At 34.1% G+C, this 26,167-nt stretch carries 34 protein-coding genes; 28 read left to right on the top strand and 6 right to left on the bottom strand.

Annotated features, from left to right (window positions below):
* Positions 1–176 precede the first annotated feature (176 nt).
* Positions 177–2,750 carry an N-6 DNA methylase gene (locus KKH39_01585; GenBank protein MBU1202714.1) on the top strand — a complete coding sequence of 858 codons (2,574 nt, stop codon included), beginning with the start codon at positions 177–179 and terminating at the stop codon, positions 2,748–2,750.
* Between the two features lie 199 nt (positions 2,751–2,949).
* Here the strand turns inward: KKH39_01585 and KKH39_01580 are convergent, their stop codons facing one another.
* A complete protein-coding gene (locus KKH39_01580) occupies positions 2,950–3,141 on the bottom strand; it encodes a hypothetical protein (protein MBU1202713.1) in 192 nt (63 codons plus the stop codon).
* 254 nt (positions 3,142–3,395) lie between these two features.
* Between KKH39_01580 and KKH39_01575 the strand changes: the two genes are divergently transcribed.
* From KKH39_01575 to KKH39_01525, 11 genes are all read left to right on the top strand, one after another.
* Complete coding sequence (locus KKH39_01575; GenBank protein ID MBU1202712.1) at positions 3,396–3,677, top strand: hypothetical protein; 282 nt, start codon at positions 3,396–3,398, stop codon at positions 3,675–3,677.
* On the top strand, positions 3,652–4,068 hold the full coding sequence (locus tag KKH39_01570) for a hypothetical protein (GenBank protein ID MBU1202711.1): 417 nt from the start codon (positions 3,652–3,654) through the stop codon (positions 4,066–4,068). The genes KKH39_01575 and KKH39_01570 overlap by 26 nt, the downstream gene beginning before the upstream one ends.
* A gap of 67 nt (positions 4,069–4,135) precedes the next feature.
* Positions 4,136–5,053, top strand: a complete 918-nt coding sequence (locus KKH39_01565) for a hypothetical protein (GenBank protein ID MBU1202710.1) — start codon at positions 4,136–4,138, stop codon at positions 5,051–5,053.
* A gap of 80 nt (positions 5,054–5,133) precedes the next feature.
* Positions 5,134–5,664, top strand: a complete 531-nt coding sequence (locus tag KKH39_01560; GenBank protein MBU1202709.1) for a hypothetical protein — start codon at positions 5,134–5,136, stop codon at positions 5,662–5,664.
* Positions 5,665–5,772: 108 nt separating this feature from the next.
* Entirely contained in the window at positions 5,773–6,261 is a 489-nt protein-coding gene (locus KKH39_01555) for an NUDIX domain-containing protein (GenBank protein MBU1202708.1), read from the top strand.
* A gap of 129 nt (positions 6,262–6,390) precedes the next feature.
* Positions 6,391–6,741 carry a hypothetical protein gene (locus tag KKH39_01550; GenBank protein ID MBU1202707.1) on the top strand — a complete coding sequence of 117 codons (351 nt, stop codon included), beginning with the start codon at positions 6,391–6,393 and terminating at the stop codon, positions 6,739–6,741.
* Between the two features lie 84 nt (positions 6,742–6,825).
* Positions 6,826–7,113, top strand: coding sequence for a hypothetical protein (locus KKH39_01545; GenBank protein ID MBU1202706.1), 288 nt, complete (start codon positions 6,826–6,828; stop codon positions 7,111–7,113).
* 134 nt (positions 7,114–7,247) lie between these two features.
* Positions 7,248–8,057, top strand: coding sequence for a hypothetical protein (locus KKH39_01540; protein ID MBU1202705.1), 810 nt, complete (start codon positions 7,248–7,250; stop codon positions 8,055–8,057).
* A 75-nt stretch (positions 8,058–8,132) separates the two neighbouring features.
* Complete coding sequence (locus KKH39_01535) at positions 8,133–8,315, top strand: hypothetical protein (protein ID MBU1202704.1); 183 nt, start codon at positions 8,133–8,135, stop codon at positions 8,313–8,315.
* Positions 8,316–8,441: 126 nt separating this feature from the next.
* Positions 8,442–9,245, top strand: a complete 804-nt coding sequence (locus KKH39_01530; protein ID MBU1202703.1) for a hypothetical protein — start codon at positions 8,442–8,444, stop codon at positions 9,243–9,245.
* 217 nt (positions 9,246–9,462) lie between these two features.
* On the top strand, positions 9,463–10,215 hold the full coding sequence (locus KKH39_01525) for a hypothetical protein (protein ID MBU1202702.1): 753 nt from the start codon (positions 9,463–9,465) through the stop codon (positions 10,213–10,215).
* 105 nt (positions 10,216–10,320) lie between these two features.
* Here KKH39_01525 and KKH39_01520 read toward each other — a convergent pair whose 3' ends face one another.
* Positions 10,321–10,647 (bottom strand): hypothetical protein, encoded by a 327-nt coding sequence (locus tag KKH39_01520; protein MBU1202701.1) that lies wholly within the window; start codon positions 10,645–10,647, stop codon positions 10,321–10,323.
* 249 nt (positions 10,648–10,896) lie between these two features.
* On the opposite strand from KKH39_01520, the gene KKH39_01515 reads away from it, so the two are divergent.
* The gene (locus KKH39_01515) at positions 10,897–11,298 is read left to right on the top strand and encodes an NUDIX domain-containing protein (GenBank protein ID MBU1202700.1); all 402 of its coding nucleotides are present in this window, start codon (positions 10,897–10,899) and stop codon (positions 11,296–11,298) included.
* Positions 11,299–11,364: 66 nt separating this feature from the next.
* Complete coding sequence (locus KKH39_01510; GenBank protein ID MBU1202699.1) at positions 11,365–11,718, top strand: hypothetical protein; 354 nt, start codon at positions 11,365–11,367, stop codon at positions 11,716–11,718.
* Between the two features lie 217 nt (positions 11,719–11,935).
* Here KKH39_01510 and KKH39_01505 read toward each other — a convergent pair whose 3' ends face one another.
* The 3 genes from KKH39_01505 to KKH39_01495 all read right to left on the bottom strand — a co-directional run bounded on the left by KKH39_01505 (position 11,936) and on the right by KKH39_01495 (position 14,239).
* Entirely contained in the window at positions 11,936–12,349 is a 414-nt protein-coding gene (locus KKH39_01505; GenBank protein MBU1202698.1) for a hypothetical protein, read from the bottom strand.
* A 429-nt stretch (positions 12,350–12,778) separates the two neighbouring features.
* Entirely contained in the window at positions 12,779–13,153 is a 375-nt protein-coding gene (locus KKH39_01500; GenBank protein MBU1202697.1) for a hypothetical protein, read from the bottom strand.
* 447 nt (positions 13,154–13,600) lie between these two features.
* Positions 13,601–14,239 (bottom strand): NYN domain-containing protein, encoded by a 639-nt coding sequence (locus tag KKH39_01495; protein MBU1202696.1) that lies wholly within the window; start codon positions 14,237–14,239, stop codon positions 13,601–13,603.
* Positions 14,240–14,383: 144 nt separating this feature from the next.
* Here KKH39_01495 and KKH39_01490 point away from each other — a divergent pair, with 144 nt between their 5' ends.
* The 11 genes from KKH39_01490 to KKH39_01440 all read left to right on the top strand — a co-directional run bounded on the left by KKH39_01490 (position 14,384) and on the right by KKH39_01440 (position 22,883).
* Entirely contained in the window at positions 14,384–14,623 is a 240-nt protein-coding gene (locus KKH39_01490; protein MBU1202695.1) for a hypothetical protein, read from the top strand.
* 344 nt (positions 14,624–14,967) lie between these two features.
* Positions 14,968–15,603, top strand: a complete 636-nt coding sequence (locus tag KKH39_01485) for a hypothetical protein (protein MBU1202694.1) — start codon at positions 14,968–14,970, stop codon at positions 15,601–15,603.
* Positions 15,596–16,888 carry a nucleotidyl transferase AbiEii/AbiGii toxin family protein gene (locus KKH39_01480; GenBank protein MBU1202693.1) on the top strand — a complete coding sequence of 431 codons (1,293 nt, stop codon included), beginning with the start codon at positions 15,596–15,598 and terminating at the stop codon, positions 16,886–16,888. Before KKH39_01485 ends, KKH39_01480 begins: the two co-directional genes overlap by 8 nt.
* Before the next feature lie 163 nt (positions 16,889–17,051).
* On the top strand, positions 17,052–17,591 hold the full coding sequence (locus KKH39_01475) for a histidine phosphatase family protein (GenBank protein MBU1202692.1): 540 nt from the start codon (positions 17,052–17,054) through the stop codon (positions 17,589–17,591).
* A 137-nt stretch (positions 17,592–17,728) separates the two neighbouring features.
* Positions 17,729–18,463: a class I SAM-dependent methyltransferase gene (locus tag KKH39_01470; protein ID MBU1202691.1), complete on the top strand. Its 735-nt coding sequence runs from the start codon at positions 17,729–17,731 to the stop codon at positions 18,461–18,463.
* Between the two features lie 163 nt (positions 18,464–18,626).
* Positions 18,627–18,965 carry a cupin domain-containing protein gene (locus tag KKH39_01465; GenBank protein MBU1202690.1) on the top strand — a complete coding sequence of 113 codons (339 nt, stop codon included), beginning with the start codon at positions 18,627–18,629 and terminating at the stop codon, positions 18,963–18,965.
* A gap of 148 nt (positions 18,966–19,113) precedes the next feature.
* Positions 19,114–19,527: a DUF1599 domain-containing protein gene (locus tag KKH39_01460; protein MBU1202689.1), complete on the top strand. Its 414-nt coding sequence runs from the start codon at positions 19,114–19,116 to the stop codon at positions 19,525–19,527.
* A gap of 62 nt (positions 19,528–19,589) precedes the next feature.
* On the top strand, positions 19,590–20,129 hold the full coding sequence (locus KKH39_01455) for an NUDIX hydrolase (protein ID MBU1202688.1): 540 nt from the start codon (positions 19,590–19,592) through the stop codon (positions 20,127–20,129).
* A 601-nt stretch (positions 20,130–20,730) separates the two neighbouring features.
* A complete protein-coding gene (locus KKH39_01450) occupies positions 20,731–21,435 on the top strand; it encodes a hypothetical protein (GenBank protein MBU1202687.1) in 705 nt (234 codons plus the stop codon).
* A 167-nt stretch (positions 21,436–21,602) separates the two neighbouring features.
* Complete coding sequence (locus KKH39_01445) at positions 21,603–21,977, top strand: hypothetical protein (GenBank protein MBU1202686.1); 375 nt, start codon at positions 21,603–21,605, stop codon at positions 21,975–21,977.
* Positions 21,978–22,013: 36 nt separating this feature from the next.
* A complete protein-coding gene (locus KKH39_01440) occupies positions 22,014–22,883 on the top strand; it encodes a PhzF family phenazine biosynthesis protein (protein ID MBU1202685.1) in 870 nt (289 codons plus the stop codon).
* A 125-nt stretch (positions 22,884–23,008) separates the two neighbouring features.
* Here the strand turns inward: KKH39_01440 and KKH39_01435 are convergent, their stop codons facing one another.
* On the bottom strand, positions 23,009–23,614 hold the full coding sequence (locus tag KKH39_01435) for a hypothetical protein (GenBank protein MBU1202684.1): 606 nt from the start codon (positions 23,612–23,614) through the stop codon (positions 23,009–23,011).
* A gap of 584 nt (positions 23,615–24,198) precedes the next feature.
* Here KKH39_01435 and KKH39_01430 point away from each other — a divergent pair.
* From KKH39_01430 to csrA, 3 genes are all read left to right on the top strand, one after another.
* Positions 24,199–24,822, top strand: a complete 624-nt coding sequence (locus KKH39_01430) for a hypothetical protein (protein ID MBU1202683.1) — start codon at positions 24,199–24,201, stop codon at positions 24,820–24,822.
* A 206-nt stretch (positions 24,823–25,028) separates the two neighbouring features.
* A complete protein-coding gene (locus KKH39_01425) occupies positions 25,029–25,802 on the top strand; it encodes a CPBP family intramembrane metalloprotease (GenBank protein MBU1202682.1) in 774 nt (257 codons plus the stop codon).
* A gap of 141 nt (positions 25,803–25,943) precedes the next feature.
* Complete coding sequence (gene csrA / locus KKH39_01420) at positions 25,944–26,129, top strand: carbon storage regulator CsrA (protein MBU1202681.1); 186 nt, start codon at positions 25,944–25,946, stop codon at positions 26,127–26,129.
* Positions 26,130–26,167: the final 38 nt, after the last annotated feature.

Here is a 26,167-nt window from a genome sequence, read left to right as displayed (position 1 = left end):
TTTAAAAATTACAAATTTCTTTTTCTTTTTTTAGGAGGGGAACCTGCCTGTCGGCAGGAGCAGATGTTTCCTCCGCTACGCTTCGGAAACGATTTATTTATATCTCAGAATTGTGTTTTTATTTTAAATGAATTATACTTGTATTATAAATAGTATAAAAACTAAATTAAACCAATATGAGCCAAAGTACTCTATTTCAACTTAATTTAAAAGACTTAAAAACCGAAGCCGAGGTAGAAACTAGGCTCTTGGCAAAATTATTTAATGATCTCGGCTATACAGATCAATCTGTTATCCCCAAAAAAAGACTCCTTAATTTGATGGCTAATGATGGATCCAAAAAAATAAAAATTGAAATAGATTTTTTATTACTTGGTAGCAATGGAAATGCAAAAGTAGTAGTAGAGGCTAAGGATCCAAATAAATCCATAAACGAAGCATGGGGACAAGCTGCAAGCTATGCTCTTAGTTATAACCGAGATAAATTAGACAAAGAAAAGGTCAAGTGGTTATTAATCAGTAATGGTTTTATAACTTCGTTATTCAAATGGGACAGCAGTACACCAATCGTAACATTACAGTTATCAGATTTTGCCAGTGGTTCACCAGCCTATACCAATCTAAGAAGTTATATCAAGTATAAAACTGCTGATGAAGTAGTGCACGGTGATGGATTAAAATTTGAAATCGTTTCGCCTGACGAATTGAATAAAATCTTTCAGCAAACGCATGATTTAATTTGGAAGAGGGAAAAACTTAGCCCTACTGATGCTTTTTTTGAATTTTGTAAATTTATATTCATTAAGATTAATGAGGATAAAAAAAGAGGACAAAATAATGAAGACATCCCAACATATAAAATTCCACTTACCAGCGAGTGGTTAGATGCTCAAAAATCAACATCAAAACATCCTGTGCGAGACATTCTTTTTAATAAATTACGAGACGATTTAGAAGCTGCAATACATAGAGACAAAAAACGTAGAATTTTTGAAGAAAATGAAACTTTTAAATTGAGTGCCTCCACCTGCCAAGATCTAATAAAAATATTTGAAAAAATTAATCTTAGCTCAATTGATGAAGACCTTAACGGACGAATGTTTGAAGTGTTCTTAAACGCTGCCGTAAGAGGACGAGCATTGGGGCAATATTTTACACCCCGACCAGTTGTTGACTTTATGACCCGAATTGCCTTATGTAATGTGGATATTAAAAATCCGCCAAAAGTTATGGATGCATGTGCAGGAACAGCTGGTTTTCTCATTGAAGTTATGGCTTATTTATTATCTGGATTGAGAGATGATACACGCTTTAGTAATACAGAAAAAGAAATAATTAAAAACAAGATCTGTAATGAACAATTATTTGGCATTGAAGCAAATGAACGTGTTGCAAGAATTGCTAGAATTAATATGTATTTACACGGCGATGGTGGTAGTCACATATTTCACGGCGATGGATTGGACGATTTTCCAAAAATTGCAGAAGACATGAAAGATGAAAGAAAATCTGAAATTGAAGCAATGCAAACAAAAATCATGGAAAATAGCTTTGACTTGGTACTAACAAACCCTCCGTTTAGCATGGTGTATGACAGAAATAATGAAGATGAAACAGATATATTAGACCAGCGCCATATTGCAGACGGGATGAAAAGTGCAAAATCAAATATTTTATTTTTGGATCGATATTGGAAATTACTGAAATCAGGTGGCGAAATATTACTGGTTCTTGACGACACAGTATTAAACGGGAAAAATCAACAAAATGTTCGAAACTGGATAGTAGATAAATTTATAATTTTAGGAGTTCATTCTTTACCATTTAACGCATTCTTCAAGGCAAAGGCAAATATAAAAACGTCAATTTTACATCTACGGAAAAAACAAAATGATGATGAACGACAAAGTCACATTTTTATGTCTATAAGTAATAATATTGGACACGACAACTCCCTCAGAGACACCTTAGAGCGTAATAATTTAACTGATATTTTAGTATCTTATTTAGAATGGAAACGAACAGGGATACTGAAACCAACAATTAAAGAAAATCAAAACAAAAATGAAAACTTAGAATGTCCGGAACAAATTTGGATTACTCCACCAGAAGAATTAATAATTGATAGATTAGATGCTTTTTTCTATGCGCCTGAGTTAAAAAATACCTGGAATAAAATTTTAGAGCTCGCCGACAAAGATAAAATTGAAATTAAAAAAGGTATAGACGTAAAAAAAAGAGCTAAAATTAATGGCCTGCAAAAAAATGAATTTAAAAACAAACAATTTCATTATATTGAAATTAGTGACGTAACTGACTATGGCTTGCCAATAAACTACTTAACTGACAATTTTGAAAACCTACCATCGCGTGGACAATACAAAATTCAAGAAAATGATGTTCTAATGGCGATAAACATTAGTTCACGAGGAACTGTTATGCTGGTACCAAAAGAAATGGAAAATTTTATTTGTACATCTGGCTTTTGGGTATTTAAAACAAAAAATTTAGAAGAAAGTATGCTGTTATGGTATTCGTTAAGAAGCGATTTATGCAAAAAACAAGGATATTATTTAGCTCAGACAGCCAGTCAACCTGAATTAAAAACAGACGCTTGGAATGAATACTTCTTAATTCCAATTCCAAAAGGAGATACAAAGAAGGAAGCACTAAAAGAATCCTTAAAATTTACTGAAAGCCTAAAAACAATGTTGCATGCAAGAGATATACGTTTTTCTGAAAATAGATAACTTTTTTGGGCTCGGGCATTCACCCCTTAATCCCCTCTGCCCTTCGCCCAAATTGAAAAAAGAAATTTAAATATTTAAAAAGTAAATTCTAGAAAAGGAATACATCAGCTAACACCGCGTATCTGGTGAAGTAGGAGAGAAAAATAAAAAAAAGCGCCCCGCAGTTGCAGAGCGCCGAGACAGGACTGAGTCTGTCCCACTAGTCGAGAGAGAGTTCGCGGAGAACGGCGTTGATCTGGCCGTTCAGGGTATCGGCACCACAGGTGCACTGTCCTGCCATCAATGGATCTTCGGCAGGGCAAGCCTCCTTGTGCTCGACCTTCATGTCTTCCAAGCGAACCTTCGCTCGGATGATCTTCTCGAGCAATTTCCTCTCCTCTGATACTGACATGAGCTGTCCTCCTCACTAGGTTGGTGGTGAATAATGCAGGGAACGAACAATATAAAATACCAGAATATCTATAATATGTCAATATCTTTAAAATAGGCTTTTTCTCTCCTACTTCACCCAAATTTTCTACTCAACTCCGCTGCTCTTGCGCTACGCTCCACTTCGCGCAATAATTATAACAGCTTCGTTTCGCAGAAAACTTCAGATACGCTTGTCTGTTAGACGCAATTGTCCTCTAATGATAAAATATAAATATGAAATTAAACAAAGAACAACAAAAAAAATTGTTGGAAAAACTGCAAGAATCTTGGCCAGCGCCAAAGGCCTGTTCTGTTTGCAAACACAATGAATGGGATATATCAGATATAATATTTGAGTTAAGAGAATTCCATGGAGGCAACATGGTTATAGGAGGAAAATCAAACATAACTCCTGTAGTCTATGCAACGTGCCGAAATTGTGGTAATACCCTATTTTTTAATGCCTTAAAACTTGATTTAATTGAAAAGAATGCCGAAGAGCCAGATAAAAAATAATAATGATAGCGATTTAGAATTTTCTGAATCTTGTCAGATAAAATCACCTGAACCAAGGCGCGGCTTTCCTATGTTTTGGCCTGATTGGAATAGATTAAAAAACATGGCAGATAAAATAAAATCACCAACAAGCCTTTGGCAAGTTCTAGGGCCGGCTTTTTTTGGTATAGCCTTATCCGCTCTAATAGGAGGGCTAACAATTTTGGAAAAAGACCACCCAAATAAAACTTTATGTTATTGGCTTTTTTTGTTGTTCTTAATTATGGGAATATTTAGTTTGTTAATTCAAAGAAAACACAAAGAGGTATCAAATTTTAGTAAAGAACAATTAATAGACGAAATGAATAAGTTGGAAAAACCATATAAAGAAAACGAGGACAACAGCGTCTAACACCGCGTATCTGGCTACGCTACGCTTCGCCCATATTTGTCCGCTAATAATATAATAATATATTTCTATGCCAATATTTGATACATCTCATACAAATCTCAAAAAAATAAAAGAATCCGCTTTTAAAAACGAGCGGGAAATACAGTCAACAACTGAAAAAAATCTTAATGAAATTTTTTCCTTAGATTTTATCAAGTCAGAAGTTGCTCTAAATGGATTGAGAATAGATTCGCTGGCCTTTGATAATGAACTAAAGGCTTTTGTTATAATAGAATACAAAAAGGATAGAAATTTTAGCGTAATAGATCAAGGTTATGCTTATCTTTCTTTATTACTCAATAACAAGGCTGATTTTATACTTGAATATAACGAAAGTAAAAATCAGAGCTTAAAACGAGAAGATGTAGACTGGTCTCAATCTCGTGTAATTTTTATTTCCCCTGAATTTACAAAATACCAAAAACAAGCAATAAATTTTAAGGATCTACCAATTGAATTATGGGAGATATCAAAATTTGAAAATAATACAATATTATATAATCAACTACAATCCCCTGAATCTAGCGAATCAATAAACAAAATAAGCTCTAAAAGTGATGTCGTAGAAAAAGTTAGCAGAGAAATAAAAATTTACTCGGAAGAAAAACATTTAGAAAGTCTGCCGGAAGAGGTAAAAAATAAATATGAAGAAATAAAGGAAAAAATTTTAAACATATCTGACAATATAACTGTAAGACCAAGAAAATATTATATAGGATTTATTGCTGATACAAATTTTGTAGATTTTGAACTAAAAAAATCAAAGATTAAAATTTGGATAAATCTAAAAAAGGGACAACTAAATGATCCAAAGGGCATTGCTAAAGATGTATCAAATATTGGCCATTGGGGAAATGGTGATTATGAAATTGTAATAACTCCTAAAGATGAAACTTCTTATATATTGACCCTTATAGAGCAATCATATAAAAAGCACACAGCTTAGATTCAGTGGCGGACAAACATCAGATACGCTTGTCTGTTAGGCGAAATAAGTATTAATTTAAATTTTATTAATAAAAAAATATGGAAACTTTTTGGAATATGTTCCTTGGGGTATTAGCCGGTGTAATTGCAGGCAGTATAATAAATATCTTATTGGATGTAATAAAAAACAAAGTTAGTGAAAAAAATCGAAAAAAAAATTTCCGGTTTGAAATAGACTACAATATTACACACGTCGAAAAAATACTTGAGGAATTTAAAGTATATAGAAATCATGTCAATGGTGATATACTATTTAGATATTTTGGATATTATCAATTATCTAAAATTCTTAATTATTCAATAGACTCCATGTTACAAGACGGAAGTGTATATAAATTCCTCAAACATGAAAATATTACAAAACTCAAAAACTTTTTTTCCGATTTTTCCCTAACTGCAGAAAATTATCTTAATAATCAAGTTAAATGGAATAAAGAAAACATTATGAAAGACGGGATAAAACAAGAGCCAATTAAACAACTTGCTTTAAGCAATATTGATTTTTGGGAGAATAAATATGAAGAACACAAAAAAGCGCTTGGCGATATAAAAGAAAATATAAAATTATAAATTAATACTTACTCTCCGCTTCGCTCCGCCCTATCGGGTCGCCCAACACAGGATTGCCGATTCGCAAATTTATAAAAATATTTATTAAAAAACTCTTAATTATTTAATATGAAATTAGAACTAGTAGAAGTAGTAGACAAAAATGATAAAGTACTAAAAATAATCGATAGAAAGTCTGCTAAAAAATCAGATATTTTGAGAGTGTCTAATATTATGATTATAAATGATGAAGATGAAATTCTTCTCCAATTACGTTCGGAAAATAGTTATAACTACCCTTCCTATTGGGACTGTAGTGGCGGTGGTCATGTAGATTCTGGGGAAGACTATTTTGGATGTGCTAAAAGAGAGCTTTTTGAAGAAATTGGTGTCAAAACTGAATTAGAATTATTGGGCAAACATTACATTGAACTTGATGATGGGCGCAAACATTTTAGCACTTTCTTTAAAGGAAAATATAATGGGGAATTTAATATTGACCCTAATGAAGTTACAAAAGTACAATTTTTCACAAAAGAGGAAATAAAAAAAATGATTAGCAACGGTGGAAAATTTCATCCTGAATGTTTATTTGTATTAAATAAATATTTTTATTAATTTGCTCATCCAAATTGCTCGTTCGTTTCGTGGCTCGGCTCCGCCGAAAGTTTAGCCACTTCACTCTCTCACAACTTCGGCAATCCACGTCTGTTAGGCGAAATACAGATTTTCCTTATTGTGTAATTTATGAAAATAGCAAATATTCCAATAAAAAAGATTCTTAAATGGGTTTCAAAAACACCTGATGCTGGATTTAATTTTCAAGACCTTCAAAATGGCTTAAATGTAAGTAGTAGTGATGCGCAAAAAATCTACTACGAGTTTCTAAAAGCAAATGGATATATCAATAATTCTGGAAGCAATCCTGCGCTCTACATAAAAACATCTAAGGTTATGTCGGACTTGAATGCTATGAAAACGTGGTTTGAACGACCCGTCGGCTTAATCATTATAGGTGTGATAATTGTGATCATTGCTATGGTCTTCACTTCTCAATGGCCATCCATTTTAAAACTAATATCAGAATGGGGTATTTAAAGGAAAATCTGTACATCGCCCAACATCGGGTATCCGATTCGCAGGTAAGAAAAATTTTACAAATAAAATAATTAATATAAAATTATGAAAGTGGGACTAAATTTAAACCTCAAAGAGTCACCTATGTATGTAAAAATCCTTGCATATAGTGGCTTAATTATATCCGTTATTGCTTCGCTGGCAATAAATGGTTCGGATATCTTCCAATTACTTGGTGGCATTATTGGCATACTTTTTATGACACTCATACTTGAAATAATACCTTATTTGATTTTAAAAAAGAAAATCAAAAATGCCCACGGAACAATCTTTTCTATTCTATATGCAATAACGGCTATCCTTACTTTAATAGGCTCATTTGTTAGGAATTAATAAGGATAATTTTTCTTACCCGCTCATCCAAATTCCTCGCTCATTTGCGTGCTCTGCTTCGCAGAAAGTTTAGCACGCTATTCGCTTCGGAACTTCGGATACCCTGTCCTGATAGATGAAATAATAAAAATTTTATGGAAAAAGATACTGGTAAAATCATAGAAAAAATAATGGGAGACAGTGGACATGACTTTCACTTAACAATTTCAAAATTATTAGAAGAAAAAGAATGGACAGTGACAAATAGCCCACACTATAATGATCCTGTTGAAAATAAACCTAGAGAAATTGATATAATTGCTGAAAAAAATATTCAAGTTGGCGGTGGTATGTTCAGTAATTCTACAGAGACATTAACGATAAGATTAATAATAGAGTGTAAGTATATTAAACCACATATAGTATTTTGGTTTTTAGATAAAGATCCAATAAAGTCTAAACAATTAGCAAAAAATAATCCCATCCTTCAAAATCAAGAAGATTTTTACCTAAATTACGAAAATAAGATGCACCATTATTTAAAAGATAATGAAGCCGTAAAGGAATTTAGTACAGAAAATGATAACAAGATCTTGGATAAAGCAAAAAACGAAGTCATGCATGCAAGTCTCTTTTACTCCAATAAAAGAGGTGGAAACTACAACACTGTAAATTATCCACTAATATTAGTCCCTGACTTCACTAAATTTAAACGAGCGGCTAGTGATGGTAATAAATATGAAGATATTAAAAATAATTTTGAAATTGAAGTTGAATACACATATAAAGACAAGCCAGAATATTTTCTAATTGATGTTGTATCAAAAAAGACCATTGATGATTTTCTAAATTATCTAGACAATAATGATATTAAAATCCTAAAAACTGCGCTGTATAATTCTATTGAAGAAAGAGAATTCAAAAAAAGGAATGCTAGGCAAAATAATCAAAACGGTTATTGGTAATAAAATATTAAAATTTTTATCACATCACCTATCACCGCGTATGCGGTTCGCGAGCTAAATAATTAACAAAAAAATATGGATTGGAAATTACTTATACCTATAGTACCTGCTCTGGCATATATCGGATTTCGTATTTTTACAAGAGAGGTTTCTGAACTTAACAAAGAGCACGAGGATTACCTAATTAGCGAAGGCATAAATCCTAATAATAAAAAAGATGTTATTTATGTGCCACCTACTGAAGAAAAAGACAAATAATAAAAAGGGCTCGCTCACCCAAATCATTCTTTCGCAAATATGATTTCAAATAATTTTATCATATTCGCTCAGTCACGACTTCGCATACGCACGTCTGTTAGCTGAAATATTAATTAAATTTTAAATATGAATAAGAACGAGTTACCTATAAACATAGGGCAAGAAAACGAACAAAAACCAGAAAATACAATAGAGAAGAGAAAAGAAATTATTGATCAGCTTCATAGCGCTCTTGAAGGCAATTCATCTGTTTTTGCTTTTTTTCTTGAAGGAGCAGATGTACATGGTACCGTGGACGAATATTCTGATATCGATGTACGTCTTGTCATAGAAGACGAAAATATAGAAAGCGTTATTCAAACGATAGAAGCCGCATTGTCGAATATTGATTTTAAACTTGAACATACACGACCTGGATATGATTGGCCCAAAATGCTTTATCATGTGCAGGGCACATCAAAATTTTTAATTATCGATATTACTCTGCAAACATACTCTGACTCTACGAAATTAAAAGCACAGGGTAAAACCACATTGTTCGACAAAAAAGGTATTTTAGAAACTGAATCAGGAAGCGAAGAAAATGAACGCAAAAATATTATAGCTCAAATCGAAAATATTGAAGCCCGAGTTTCTCTTCGTAACATGTGTCTAGAACGAGAATTAAAACGAGAAAACTATCTTGATGCGCTCAAAATATATCACGATCTAATTTTAGACAAACTTATTGAAGCATTGAGGCTTCTTTATTCTCCGCAGTGGCCAAACATAGGTCTTAAACATGCGTCAGTTGATTTGCCACCAGAAGTTGTTCAGGAAATCGAAGATTTATACAAAACAAACTCCATTGAAGAAATACAAGAAAAAAGCAAAAAAGCAGATGAATTAATGCGAAAAACTTTGGAAGAATTAAAGACAAAATTTAATTAAAACATCAGCCAACACCGCGTATGCGGTTTCGCGAAGCAATATCAAAGAACAGGTAAAGTAATATTTATCTGTTTTTATATAGTTTAAACTAAACTAACACTGCTCCACCCAAATTCTACTTTTCATTTTATGCTTGCACTCCGTGCTATTTTAGCATAAAATTCAAGCAGAACTTCGCATACACTAGCCTGATAGATGAAAACCAATTCCATTATATATGATAAGAAAAAATGAATATTTAGAATTGCCAATTTTTGATGTGCTTACCAATTTTGGCTTTCAACACTTCAAAAAACATTATTATTTCAATACAAATGCTATTTTTTGGTCACTATCTAGACTTTTTTTATACTACGATCGAATAATTTCTGAAACTAACAAAAACGAACCAAACCACTATAATATAGCAGCTGATCTAGAAAGTTTTATAATAAGACAAAGAATATTACTAAACGATATAGCTTATATAATATGGCAGACATTGCCAAAAAATACCAGAAATCTAAAAACCCCCACAGGCCCTGCTCATCCGCAAGACCAAGAAATGAGTATACATGATTTATATAAATCGTTAGAAAAAAAACCTACTATAGACATTGCATTAAAAAAAATATTAGACAAAAATAAAAAATGGATTTTCAAATTAAAAGAACAAAGAGAAAAAATAATTCATTACAAATCTCAAATAGTCATATTTGGAACGAAACCATTGTCATTTGCTATGATAAATAGTAATGGACCAGAAAAAACATATATTGATGAAAGAGGTCGCAAAAAAGTTGAGACACTACAGATAATAAATTTCATAAACAACCAAACTAAATATTTATTAAAATTTATAAATACTGACATCAAAAATTGGCTAATAGAATATATATCTAATAATAATATAAAGTATGACCATGTCTTAGATGGACAACAACTTCATTGTACGGGTATAGCTACCTATAAAAAAATTAATAATTTATAACGCCATGGAATTGGTCATCATCTATCACCGCGTATGAGGCGAAGAGAAATAAAGTTTTTTAAAAAATAAAAGAGCCGCCCAGTTTTCAGGCCAGGCGGCAAATGATCACAGGCCGAGTACAGCCCGTTCTTCCGAAGTCAGCTTGGACAGAGCCTTCTGTCGAACCTGAAGAAGGGCACTCGTGTCATCGTGGATGTTGACTTCCTCTCCTCCGAAAAGGAAATGGCTTTCACCGTTGCTGATGACGAGCACTTCGACGGTCTTGTGGAAGTGGCGGTCAGCCAGACCTTGAGTCCAAGCTGTGGCTACACCACCGTCCATGAAGAAGTCGACTGACTTGACCTTCATGCCGTCTTCGTCGACCCTGAAGACTTCGAACACCTTCTGGACAGTGTAGCCATCGAGTTTCAAACCAACCAAATTGGAAGACATATTTTTCACCTCCTTTCAGAGGTTTAGAGTAATGAACTACTCTGGCCTAGCCAGAACTAATAAAATACCCTATCATTTATATAGTAATTAGTCAATAATTAAGCAAAAACTTTATTTCTCTTCGCGCAAATCACTCGTTCCTTTCGGTGATAGCACTCCGTGCGATTCTATCACCTCCAGTCACTCGTGACTTCTCATACGCTTGTCTGTTAGGCGAAATACTCCTCATTCCCAGAATTTTTTAAAACTATGCAATATCATAAAAGATCAGCAGTAATTATAATCAAAGATGAAAAAATTCTTTTAATACATAGAATTAAAAATGATAACGAGTATTATGCATTTCCTGGAGGAACAATAGAAAAAAACGAAAAATCTGAAGAAACCGCTATTAGAGAAATAAAAGAAGAAACTAATTTAGACATAGTTTTGGATAAATTACTTTGGGAATATAAAGATGAGCACCATTACGGATATTATTTCTTAGCTAAAACATTTGAAGGAAAAATTAAATTAGGTTGGCCTGAAACTGGAAGAAATAATCCAAATAACCAATATAATTTGGAATGGATAAAATTAGATAATTTAGATAATATTCTATTATATCCTGAAGAAATAGCAAAAAGAATAAAACAAACTTTTAATAAATAAAATTCTGGGAATTCGTCGTACATCACCCAACACCGCGTATGCGGTTCGCGGACTAAATAAAATACTATGAATGAACATTTTGAAAATCCATCATCACCAGAAAAAATAGACTATAAGGCTCTATTAAAATTACGTAAAGTAGATATTGATAGAGAACAGCGGACTTGGGTATTTTCTGTTACTGAAAATTTTACTATATTTATAACCTCTAAGTTTCACAAAGGTTTATCAGATAATTATGGAGTTGACCCCGATAGCACATTAACAGAAGGGTATATTAAATTTGATGAGCAAGGAAATATAGAAAAAATTAATTTCAAAAATCCCGTATATCAACCTGCACCTGCTTTTAAAACAAACAATATAGATTTATTTAAATTACAACGTGCGGTAGAAGAAATGATTATGGAAGATATTTAGTCCGCTCACCCAAATCGTTCTTTCGCCTATGTGGTCGCTACGCGAATTTTACCACATAGGCTCAATCACGACTTCGCATACGCTTGTCTGTTGTATGAAATCGAATTTTCTATTCATATTATAAAACAATCTTTTAGAGATTGTTTTTTGTTTGGGAATTTTTTGAGAAAAAAAGAAGAGACCCTATTCTAACCCGGGTCTCGTGGCAGGGGCTGGCCTAGGCCAGTAAAATGGGAAGGAGAATGGCGACGAACTCCACTGTAGATGAGAGCCAGACAACTCTCTTCTTGATACCATACTGTCTCACTTCAAGGTTAAGCATGATAAAAACTAATCCTACAACACCAACTAAGAGGATGGCGACTTGAGTGATCATGACAGTAAAAACACCAATAGCGAGGACAGCGGTGGGAATGAGCGGAGCCGGAGAATTTGTGAAGGCGGCATAAGCTCCACTGACAAACATGATGAAGGCCACAACAAGAGCGGCGATCAGTCCGGCCAATTCCTTCTGACCCGTCAAGTGCAAGGCGATGAAGAAGGCGGCCAGCACCACGACGATGGTCAACGCTTGCCACCAACCAAGCTTACGCCAGAACAATCTGGCCTGAGAAACAACGGCGGTACTCATAAAGTTACTCCTTCCAAGTTTGAGGAACACAACCAATAGCCTGAAATTGGCCTATTTTTGGTGAATAATATAGTATAGCATAAATACTCTATCCTGTCAATCTAAAAATCCTTCAAAAAATTCCCCTAAATAATAATGAATACCTAAAAAAAATTCGACATCACACAACACCGCATTTGCGGTTCCGCTCCTCTATTCTTTCGTCGCTTCACCTACATTGCCTCCTCATAGCCGTGATGATATAATAATTTTATCACGGCTTTTTCGTCGGCAACGTCGCAAATGCTGTCCTGTTGTATGAAATTAAATTTTTCTTTACTCACATAATCTCCAATGAGATTTTTTTATTTTATACAAAATGAAAAGGGACGAAGCTTTCTGAAACTCCGTCCCCAAACGATGGAAATGTACATTCACTATGTCGGAAGATCATCCGACAGACACCTGACGATGCAGAGATGAAAACTTGTTAATTGATGCCGTCAACAAGGTGCTGAAATAGCTCAAGGGGATCAATATCCCCATGTGCAACTCTTTGGCGTATTCGCCACTCACCTTTTCGACCAGGTTCCAGCCGAGCAGAAAGTTCAGGAAAACGAAAGCTCCAAAAATGAAGCTCACCACAAAACCCAGGTAAAGATCACCAGCTTCGGTGGGACTTTCTGCTTCCATAGCTGCGGCTAGTAATACGCCGACACACAGACCCACTATCATGGCCGAAGGAATGGTGTGATAGGAAATCATCACGACGTTGGTTGTGGCCAATAACAGCCACAGACTGTAAAGCATCCAATTCTTAATCATCTCGCTCTCCCTTCTGTAAGAACAACCAATGAGCTGAATTGCTCAATTTTTGGTTTTCATAATAATATATAATATTTCGCTTATTCCGTCAACACAAGCTCCTATCAAATCAAGAAAAATTTAATATCACACAACACCGCATTTGCGGTTCCACTCCTCGTGCCTCGTCGCTTCACCTACATTGCCTCCTAATATCCGTGATGATATAATAATTTTATCACGGCTATTTCGTCGGCAACGTCGCAAATGCTGGCCTGTTGTACGACATGTGATTTGTGACTAAAAATTATGCCATTTTTCATAAGTATTGACAAATTTTGGCATATTATATAAACTAATAATGTCCTTGGGTTTTAGCCATAAAACTTAAGGGGTTAAAACACCATAGAAACACCCTCGTGCTCTGCACGAGGGTGTTTTGTATATCTATATTATCTTTTTACTTTATTATCTATCCTCTTGATTCTTAAGATCACAACCATGTATCTCTACACAATTTTTAAGATCAAAATACCCATCACCACCAGTCCTGAGTTCGTTTGATATGCATCCTTCTGTAGAAAATATATATACTTTTTTAGCCTTACCACCCAGATTTCTTAAATAACTAATCAATGGCAAAAAATCCGAATCACCAGTAACAAATACCGCTATATCATATGCTGTGGAATATTTAATTACATCTATCGTAAACTCTACATCAAGATTACCCTTTTCTTTTGTTTTTATTTCTCCGGTATCTTGATCATAAATAAGCTCTCCTTTTTTATCCCTCAGGTTGATTGTTTTTAATGGTTTTTTTATAACTTCAAATTCCAATCCTTTTTTCAAATATGTTAAAAATTTATGAATTTTATCAATCTGCACCTGAGGTCTAGTCCCGTCTTCTGGATAGGCAACATAATAAAAAATCTTGAAAATATCCCCTGAAAATTTTTCTTTGAAAAAAGATTCAAGTTTATTAACTTCAATCATTTTCCCAATTTTTTTATAGACTTCCCATAAATTTCCTGCATCTATAAAAACTGCAATTTTTGTAGATTTTACTGATAATTCGGATTTTTTCTTCCCTTTAAATAAAGCCATAATATTACTAAAATAACACAAATCACACGATCGCACAACACCGCGTATGCGGTTCGCGGACTAAATTATTTGCCCTATAAATAAATTTGAAATATACTTTAAAAGTGAGCTAAAGTCACTGTTCTTCAACTAGGAGGTAACGAGGTGAAAACCGAGAAGAAAAGTAGCCGTCCTTTCTGGCTGTTTCTTGGCACGCTGATCGTCTTGACGATCGTGCTACTGGCAATCATGGGTGCCGAACAGCGAGGACAAGTACTTTCCTACTTGCTGGAAAGTATCAAAGTACTGCCTGTGTTGGTAGCAGTGGTGGTACTTGGCACCGCATTCTGCCTCTGGCAGATATCACGAATACCCAATCGGCCTACTAAGTCTTCCGGAAAATAGACATCGTGTACCTCAAGAATCTAGAGAGGACGGCATCCCGTCGTCCTCTCATCCATTTAATAATACTTGGCAAATAATTTAGTCCGCTCACCCAAATCGTTCTTTCGCAAATATGATTTCAAATAATTTTATCATATTTGCTCAATCACGACTTCGCATACGCACGTCTGATAGATGAAATACATTTTTCCTTGCTGGTTTTAGACCAGCTTTTTTGATAACGATACGAATTTGATTTTTATTTATTTTAGTTAGGGGGTTTATGGTATTTTACCTAATATTAGACAAATTAATATATATCTATTGACATGGTATTTCAGATATAATACAATTATGTCATACATATGAAACGTAAATCAAAAAACAATCTACTTGAAGAATTAAAATCTTTACCATATTTCAGTAAAGAGCGTATTTACCAATTAGGCAAAAATGAAAAAAGCTACAATCTAAAAGATAGCACTCTTAACACATATATAAGTCGCTTCTTAAAAGATAAAGAAATTATTCCTCTCAAAAGGGGCTTATATGTATCAACGCATTTTTATAATAGTAATAAAAATAATCTATCCTATTCTTTCTTCCTTGCTAATATCATTAAAAAACCATCTTATATAAGCTCGTGGACAGCACTCCAGTATTATAATCTTTCTACTGAAATAATACACACCACAATATCAGTCACACCAAAGGTCACTAGAAACTACAAAACTAAGATAGGTACTTTTTCATATCGATCTTTAAAAAAAGATTTATTCTCAAATTTTTCTTTAATAAAAGATAAGTTTGAATTTTTTATTGCCCCTCCATCTAAAGCTCTATTTGATCTACTTTACTTCAAAACTAAACAATTCCGAGGCATAAAGATTAAAGATGTTGACTCAATAATTAATGATCTACGTATTGACATAAATGAAATGGATGAAGAGGAAAAAAATAAATTCTACTTAATGATAAATAATTATATACGTCATGAATAATCAAATTATTATAGCGCTTAAAAAAAAGCTAGAAGAAATATCTGCATATGGAGGCGCCACTGCGGAGACGCAACGTAATGCTATAAAAGAAGAGCTACAATTTTATGTACTAAATTTTATATATCATCACCCAAAATATAGCGATTGGATTATGTATGGTGGCTCTGCACTTCGCATATGTCATGAACTAAACAGAATGTCGGTCGATTTAGATTTCGAAGTAGACCATGCAATCACAAATGACTTCTTAGATAAATTAAAGGAAGAAATCGTAGCTCATTTTAAAAACGTTTATAATATTGACACTGATTTTCTAACAATTGGGGTTACTAACAATAGAGGCCTCACACTAAAATTTCATATAGGTGAAGAGTTAGGGTTGGATTTCTCCTCTAAACAAGTACACATTAAAATTGATTTAAACCATTTTGTTCCTCCTAAAACAGTAGTCACCGAAAACATACCAAAAAATAAAGACCAATTCTCTTTTGCCATAAAAACATATAATCTATCGGCTCTTATGGCCAGCAAAATTGCCGCTATTTTTTTACGTGGGCAACGTGGAGTTGACAAAAGTATATATGAAGAAAAAGGACGTGATATTTATGATTTACTATGGTACATGTCAAAAAAAATTATACCAGATTTAGACTATCTGGCAGCGAAAGATATTAAGTTTGCTGATCCTAAAGAACTCTTTAATAAAATAACTATCAAGATATTAAATAATGAAAAAACTGACGATAACTTGAAACAAGATTTAACACCTCTATTTATAGATCAAACATTCATAAACAATTGGCTTGCTAATTGGCGAACTAGCTATTTACGATCACTAGAAGAATATAAAATCTACACGGTAACTACTCTCGAAAAAATAAATGTATACCAAGATTTTCATACAGATATATTCTCTTTTATGTATCAGTATAACACCACTGAAAATAAACAAGTTAAGATTATACTTCGCATTAGTGATTACTGGATTGATTTCGGCGAAGGAAATTTATTAATTGAAACTAGTGAAAAAATAAAAAAACTATTTAAATTTAATAGCAATGGCTGGACTAGTAATCCTCCTTCACAGGAAAAATTAATGCAATATGCAGAATTATTCTATAAAAAAATTGAAGAATATTTTAAAAAAACCAACCATATAATGTTAGGCGAAATCATAACTACTAAAGTAATTCGAATGACTGCTGATAATTTAAATCAAAAAGAACAAATATTACTAAACAAAGCTGCTCTTCTTTCCTGTGGATTAGACGACTTATTAAAATAATCTTTTTCGGCTCGGGCGCATTCACCCCCTAACCCCCTCTGCGCCCTCGCCAAAATTGATAAAAATCAAATTCTACTTTTAAGAAATAAAATTCTCCAAAGTTTAAGAAAAAATGTACATCACCTATCACCACGTATGCGGTTCGCGGACTAAATAAAATTATATGAGTGTAAAAATAACATATTTTGTTCATGGAACAACAGCCGACAATGAAAAAAATCTCAGCACTGGTTGGGCGCCAGGAGAGTTGTCAGCATTAGGAATACAGCAAGCCAAAGACTTAGGAAGCCAGGTTGCCAATAAAAAATTTGATATTATGTTTTGTTCAGACCTAAAAAGAGCGGTAGACTCTGCTAATTTAGGATTTGAAGGTAAATATGAAATTGCTCAAGATAAAAGATTACGAGAATGCAACTATGGAGATTTCAATCAATCTAATGAAAAAAATGTTGATTACAAAAAATATGTAGACACTCCATTTCCTAATGGCGAGAGTCTAAAAAATGTAGAAGATAGAATAAAAGACTTTCTGGACTTTTTGAAAGAAAACTATAATAATAAACATATAGCCATCATGGCACACAAAGCTCCTCAATTAGCCTTAGAGGTGTTAACTAAAGGGAAAACTTGGCAAGAAGCTATTGATGAAGATTGGAGAAATACCAAATCTTGGCAACCTGGCTGGGAGTATGTCTTAGAATAATTTTATTTGTCCGCTCACCCAAACCCTTCGACTCCTAGCGTGCTCTGCTTCGCAGAAATTGTAGCACGCTACTCGTTCACGACTTTTCATACGCTTGTCTGATAGATGAAATTACTTAAAAATTTTAACCAATTAAAATGAAAAACAAATTATCAAAAAAACAATTAAAAGATATTTACCAGCTAGATGCACCCCATAAATGGATGGAGTTAATTAATAGTGGAGAAGAAAATAATCCCTATTTTAAAACTTATCTTCGACAAAAAAAGCGACTTGAAAATTTACTAAAGCCCATTAAATTCAATTCAGATTTTCGTGTTGTCGAATACGGTTGCGGAAATGGTCTTTGGGGTGAGCTGATTCACAATAGAGTAAAATCCTATACTGGTGTAGATTTTTCAGAACAATTCATAAATCTTGCAAAAAGAAGACATAAAGCACTTAATATTAGAAATACTCGGTTCAACTGTAATGATATAATCAAATTTTCAGAAGAACACGATAATGAATTCGATCAAGCTTTTTCTATGGACTTCAGTGAACATGTTTATGACGATGATTTCATTTCTATTTTTACAGCCATTCGAAATACATTAAAGCCAAACGGGAAGCTCTATCTCCATACTCCAAATGGGGATTATTTTCTTGAGTTATGCAAAAAAAATGGAATTCTAAAACAGTCGGTAGGACATATTGGGATAAGAAATGTAAAAAAACATATCAATTTATTGGAGAAAGTTGGATTCAAAAATATAGTAATCTATTATTTGCCCCATTATATAAAACTCTTATCTGTTTTTCATTTTATAAGTTATTTACCAATAATTGGAAAATTCTTTAAAGCAAGATTACTTATTAAGTGCATAAAGTAAAATTTTTAAGTAACATCGCCTAACAATGACTACGCGGTTCATTCCTTCGCTTCGCTCAGTCATTCTCCCACATTTGCCAGTGGTACGCTTTCAGCGCATTTTACCACTGGCAAACGTCGCATAGTCATGAACGTTAGATGAAATAAAAATAAATTCCTATATTATGAAAATAGTAAGTATAAAAAATATTCCTGGAGATAGTGTTTCCCATAATCCAGAAATAAAAAAGAAAATTTTAATAGCCAAAGGAGAAATTCCACAACTAATGACATTTAGCAAGGCTATTTTAAAACCAGGCCAATCTTCTCAAAGTCATGCGCATGATACAATGTATGAGGTATTTTTTATTATATCAGGTAAGGCTATCTTTAATATCAATAATAATGAAACAGAAGTAAGTGAGGGCGACTGCATTACAATTGAACCAAATGAAAAACATTTTCAAACTAATCCATTTGATTTGGATGTAAAATTTTTATACTTTGGAATTGCAACAAATTAAATAAAAAAGGAATTTATTTTTACATCGCCCAACACCGCGTATCTGATTCGCGGACTGAAAAATTGACATACACTAAGCATAATGGTATAACTTTACTAGAAATAGTTCCTTAAATAATCTACCACCATCAAGCTAAGGGGAGTCAAAAATGACTAGGAAAAAAGGCAGCTACACCTTGAAGTTCGCTGACAAAGAATTGCCCAAGCCTGAAGATCCTCCCATGACCAAAAGGTATCAGGCCATTTTGAGAGAAGCACTGGGTCTTTTCATAGAAAAAAATAACGCCTATAAAAGTGTTTTTGTAGAGTATGGAGTTGTAGGAATATTCGTAAGGATACGTGACAAACTAGCTAGACTTTTTTCAGATGATGAAACCATCGCTGATGAAAGTATAGTAGAAGACTTTCTAGATATCGCTAACTACGCTCTGATGGGAGCAATGATCAGCCACTTTCACTTGCGTAGAGGTATACAATGTAATCATCTCTACGCTGTAGTTGATGAAAAGGCTGGTAAGAAAAAATTGCGCTGCATAAATTGTGATGAAGAATTACATGTGTAATAAAACTATTCTGTGCTCGGTACATCTACAAATGGTATACCGAGCACTATTTATATAAAAATATGAGATATAAAAAAATAAAATCAAAAATATCCTATAAAAACCCCTGGTTTAAAATAGAAGACCATACTGTAATAAGGCCAAATGGTAAAAAAGGGATATACAGTTTTTTGAAAAAATCTTCTGGTGTAGTAATAATAGCTTTAGATGATGACAAATCTATATTTTTTACCAAAGAATACAGATACCCAATAAATAAAAAAGTGTGGCAATTACCAGCCGGCTCAATGGAAGGGAAAAATATCTTAAAAGAGGGCAAAAAAGAATTATTTGAAGAAACAGGACTAAAAGCAAAAAACATAAAAAAAATAGGTGGCTTTTTCATTGCTCCTGGTCATGAAGACACTTTTGTTCATGTACTTTTAGCCACCAACTTAGACAAGTCAAAAATAGGCCTAGACTTTAAAGGGGGTGATGAAGATATTTCTGAAATAAAAAACATAAAAATAGCCAAAGTAAAAAATATGACTGAAAAAGGTGAAATAAACTGCGGCATTAGTGTAGCTGCCTTAAATATATTTCTGTGTAATAAAAATTATTAATTTTGCAGTCCGCTCGGCCAAATCGTTCTTTCACCTATGTGGTCGCTACGCGAATCTTACCACATAGGCTCAATCACGACTTCGCATACGCTGTCCTGTTAGATGAAATATCGCTCTAAATTGACAAGAGAATATTTAATAACTAAGATTATATATTAATGTTTCTTTAACAAATACTTTTAGGAGGCTGAAAGGAGGTGGATATGAGATGCATCGACGCAAGAGAACTATTGAAAGGTAAGTCTATATCAAGACCAACAAAGCCCGGTGAACACCACACTAGATTCCTACCCACCTACATCGAAGATTACAGACACGCACTTCGAATGACGGCTGATACTATGCTTCGCCAGGCAAAAGAAGGCTCTAAATAACGAGCCCAACACAACTAAAACCAGCCTCTTTCGGGGATTGATCTTACGAGACAATCCCCTATTCCTAAAAATATTTGTTAAAGTGAACGATACATAGCACTCGTCCGCTACGCCAAGTGTACCTGCCCGACATGCCAGTCATGGCAGACGGGGCTTTGGCAGGCGAGCAACACCCCATATGCGGTTCGTGATCTAAGAACAAAATTATTTTTAACAAACATAAAGTCATGAAAATTAATAACCAAAAAATTAATAAAAAAATGTTTAGGACAATTCTTATTATTTATTCATCACTAGGTGTCGCCTTCTATATTCTTACCATATATCTACTATATATTGGATTAAAGGAAGGTGTACTCGAAGGATTTGATGCTTTTGTGATACCTCTTTGGCTATTTATTATTTTCCCAATATTTATAACTATATTAATGATTATAATAAAAGGCGGAAAAAGTAAAGATAAAAAAGGGTTCTTTATTATTTCGATAATGGCAATTATTGCTGAATTAATTTTATTTAATTTTGCATTATACGTATTAATAGACGTTAGAAGTGAAATTTCAATAAATAGATTAAAAAAACAAGAATACGAGTTATCTAAAAATGCCAACTCTTATAAAGAATGCGCCGACATGACATATTATATAGACCGTTGCGCAAACACAGTAAATGAAAAAACTGGTGACTTACAAGGATGCATAAATCTTTCTATTGATTATGCTAAAAAAGGAGGAATTTGTCAGGCTGGCGAATTTTTAAAAGACGACCCAATATGCCTAAAAGGATTTGCTTGCATTAAAAAAAATACTCGAACATTTGATGGTCACAAATGGAATGGATCCAATCTAGATAGTTTATTAGTTGGTTATGCTGATGGGACTTACAAGTGCGAAGCAAATCAATATCACTATTGTCCTCCTACTGAACAATAATTTTATTTTTCACGTCCGCTAAGGCAAAACGTTCTTTCTCAAATATGCCGGTGCAACAAACTCACTGTTATATCATATTCGCTCAATCACGACTTCGCATATACTGACCTATTAACTGAAAGAGATATTACAAAAATATATAAAAATTTAATGAATAATATAAAACTATGAAAAAAAACATTAACATTTTTTTAATTATTTTTGTGCTTTTATTAACAGGCTGTTCTAGTATCAATAAAGAAAATTCTGAGCAGGTTCCTACCATAAATAATAACGAATTAAGTTGCAATGATTTATTCAAGAAATCCTATAAAATAACAGCAGCTATGAATTATTGTGAATCTGATTCTGATTGTCTGATTGTAGAGGACTATCTTTTTGGTTGCTACTATTTAGCAAATAAAGATGCCGATGAGGCGCCTATAAAACAACTAACAAAAGACTACAATTATAAGAATTGCCCGCCGGTAGAATTTGATTGCTATAATGTCGGATTAACAGTAAAGTGCCAAAATGGCCAATGTGTGGCCAATGATGACTAAAATAGCTTTGACCAGTTGGAACGGGTCGTGCCAAATATGAACATCAAAGTCTTTACACTCAATGCATTTTCTAAAATAACCAATGGTGGTAACCCTGCCGGAGTAGTTTTGAATTCAGACAATCTTTCCACAAAACAGATGTCATTAATCGCAAAAAAAGTGGCTTTTTCTGAAACCGCTTTTGTTCAAAAATCAAACAAAGCTACTCTCAAAATAAGATTCTTTACTCCAAATAAGGAAATCAATTTATGTGGCCATGCAACGATTGCTACTTTTTATTTATTGGCTAAAAAAAAGCTTTTAAAGCCAGGTCATTATACTTTGGAATCAAAATCTGGGATTCTTAATATTGAAATTAAGAAAGATAAGGCCATTTTCATGAACCAAAACTTACCAAAGTTTTTAAATAAACTCGAAAAAAAAGAAATAGCGAAATCATTGAACATCCCAGAGAAAATAATTCCCAATGATTTACCTATTCAAATTGTATCAACTGGTTTAAAGGACATTCTTATACCTATCAAATCTATTGACGCTTTAGATAAAATAAAACCAAATATCAACTCCATTTCTAATATTGCTAAAAAACATAAAGCTATTGGCTATCATTTATTTACTTTGGAGACAAAATATAATTCAAACGCCTACTGTAGAAATTTTGCTCCACTATATGGTATTTCTGAAGAATCAGCCACTGGAACCGCTACTGGTGCTCTGGCTTGTTATTTATTTAAATATGGAAAAATCTTAAAAAAACAAATAAACAATTTGACTTTTGAACAAGGATATTCAATGAAAAGACCTTCTAAAATATTGGCCAATCTAAAAATCAAAAATAACAGCATTATCGAAATTAAAATCGGCGGGCTTGCTTCCAATATTAAAGAAGTTAAAATAAATATATAATTTTTATTCACAGCGCCGCGTATCTGGTTTCGCAAGAAAGAAATTTGAGATTGTTTTTTGTTTGGAGAATTTTTTGGAGAAAAAAGAAGAACCGCCTCAACCTTTCGGTATATTGGCGGTTCGAATCAAGTGTGTACATTCCTAGCTTTGGCTCTGCTGATCAAGTAGATCACAAAACTTGTGGAAGGCACAGCCCTGATTATGTAAACCCATGAAAAGATGTCGTGTTTTACCCAAGCAGGGTAAATCGCAATGACACTTGCCGACAACACGGCAGCCCAAAGGAACAGCGGTTCACTACTTCCCTTGGCCGTCCAAAGCTTCTTGACCGTACCAATGTAGGCCACCAAAGCGATGCACTGAACCAATATGTAGGAAGTCAACGGCCGACGACTGATCAGCCAGAAGATGACGATCACGCCACCGCCAACCAAACACCAGGCCTGCAATTTGTTGAAAGCTACCCTCAAGGTACGGTGACGGATATGAGAAGCCATCACCCCGAAGAAGATAATACTGGCATTGACAAGACCAGCGGTAACAGCGATGTTGGCAGTCCAAGATTTCTCTGGGCTATTCCAATACATCCAGAAGGACAATGTCAGAGTGACCTGAATCAGAATCCAGGTGGCTGGAACAGGGCTAGTCTGACCAATCCAGGCCCGACGAACATAGTCCAGACCTGAAACAATCAAGAGCACAGTGGCAACTAAGACACTAATTCCGTACATGGGAAACCCCTTTGTTTAAGAACTGTTTATAGGGTAAAGCCCTATCGTTAACTGACAATTATATCATATTTTTACTATTTTGTCAATAGCAAAAATAACAAAAAAAGAGACCCTATTCTAACCCGGGTCTCAATGGGTTTCCACACTACTTCGGGGAGTTGAGTTTGCAGTTGATGGCAACCAACAGGGACAAGGCTACCACACCGAGCAGATAGTAACTACTCGTGGGATCTTTGCGGATTACAATCAATCCGATCAATCCCAATGCGGCAGACCAGATGTTGAGGACTTTTGCGACATATCTCCAAACACTCATTACACACCTCTCTTCTGATGACAGGTACACAACCAGTGGCCAGAATTGACCTATTTTTGGTTAATGCTATATTATATCATGAATACTACATTATGTCAAGGTTAAAAAATACCCAAAAAATTCCCTTAAATAATAGATTTTAACTAAAAAATTCAACATCATACGACACCACATTTACAATTTACCTGCATTGCTTCCTCATGACCATGATGATATAATTATTACAAATATTCATTTAGACAATATAATTTATTAATAAATAAAACTTATGAAAAAAATAATTACATTGAGTGTCTTGTCAATAGGAGTCATATTTATAGCAGGGTGTACTACGCAACAAACGGCCACTACAAACGAAAATGCTAATCAAATAACGACCGAAATCAACAAAAACACCAATCAGGCAGAAACTTCAGCTGTTGCAAAACAACCAGCACCAGCAACTGATGAGACTTTATCTTGGCAAATATACCAAGGTGATTACGGCTTTGAAATTAAATATCCGCAGAATTGGGAAATCGTCAATGAAGTCAATGCCAAAGATCTCAATCGTCCATCGGCAGTATTATTAAATGTTTCTTTTGGTGATGGAACCAGAGGCAATGGATATGACGGGGAATTATTTATTTCCGTATATGACAAAAAAACAGCTGACACTGAGACGCCAATAAAAAATGTAGGTACACAATTTAGTGATAGACAAGAGAAAAGGGAAAACATAACAGTCAATGGTGTTTCTGCAGTCAAGGTCACAATCACTACGCCATCTACTCCGAGTTGGATTTATGAAGTAATCGTATTAGAAAATGGTAATTACAGTTATTTAATAAATAACGGCGCTATCAAAAGCGATTTATTTGATAAATTTTATAATAGCTTCAAACTCAATTAGAATAAGGCCGCTAGAAATAAAAACTAGCTGCATCACGACCACATCAGCCAAGCTGGTCGTTCCATAAGTAGACACGCAGGTATAAACTTACTATCAGAAATAAGGAAGAACTGAAAAGGGATTGGCTGCCCCGTCCGTGTCGGAGTCCCCAAGTGCATGGACTAGGGGGCTTTTTTTGAAAAAATATAAAGCTTTATAATAAAAATATGAAACTAAAAAATTTAATCAACTGGAAACTATATTTTGTCCTATTGCTAGCTAGCCTTTTTTCTATCATCCTTATCATGCCCTATATAATGTCGGTGCAGGGTGATATTTTGAAACAATCTCCTCTACCACTACCTCTAGTAATATCTTTAGCTATAATTCAAAGTACTGTCTTGATAGGTGTTTTGCTATTTATTGGATTAATACTCTCAAAAAAAATCGGCCTACAAATACCTATTATTGAAAACTATCTTGCTAAACAAAAAATAGAAATAAATATCAAAGATACTATCAAAATATCTATTCTACTTGGTATAGTAGCCGCCCTAGCTATCATAATTTTGGAATTTTTGTTTATCAAACTAGGTGTCCGTGTCGGCGAGCAGATATCTGCCCCAGTCTGGCAAGGTGTTTTGGCCTCTTTTTATGGCGGCATTAGCGAAGAGATTGTGATGAGATTGTTTTTTATGACTTTTATAATCTGGCTGCTTGCCAAGATTAGCAAAAGCCAAGACAAAATACTGGAAAAAAATTGGCTTGTTTGGACAGCAATTATACTTTCTTCTATTTTGTTTGGTCTAGGCCACCTGCCAGTCACAGCGGCTGTCACAGCTATCACTCCTCTGGTACTAATTCGGGCTCTAGTCTTAAATGGTGTAGGTGGAATAATCTTTGGCTGGCTATATTGGAAAAAAGGTTTGGAGTCAGCCATAATTGCCCACTTCTGTGCTGATATAATGCTCCATGCTATATTTTTTCCACTAGTCTCATAAATATCTTACCCCGCTTTTTGAGCGGGGTTTTATTATTGACAAAAACCCCTAAAAACCCTAAAATAATTGCGGTTCATTTTCACCCTAGCTCTATAGCTAGACAGACTACTCAAGGATGACTCACTCTTCAGGGAGGAAGACATGCTTATCATCAGTCGCAAAAGAAGCGAGAGAATCATGATCGGCGATGACATCGCCATTATTATTGTCGACATCCGTGGCGACCAAGTCCAAGTCGGCATCGACGCCCCTCGCTCCATCCCCGTGCATCGGCACGAGATCTACGAGGCCATCAAGGCCGGCAACTTGCCGACCGATAAAAAGTAGCCGAGATCACTCTGCGCAAACGAACTGGCTCTCGCCAT

Source organism: Patescibacteria group bacterium (genome assembly GCA_018819405.1).
Classification (GTDB): Bacteria; Patescibacteriota; Patescibacteriia; order UBA1558; family GWA2-36-10; genus XYD1-37-29.
Note: the sequence above shows the minus strand (reverse complement) of the source record. Positions and strands in the feature narration are given on the sequence as shown.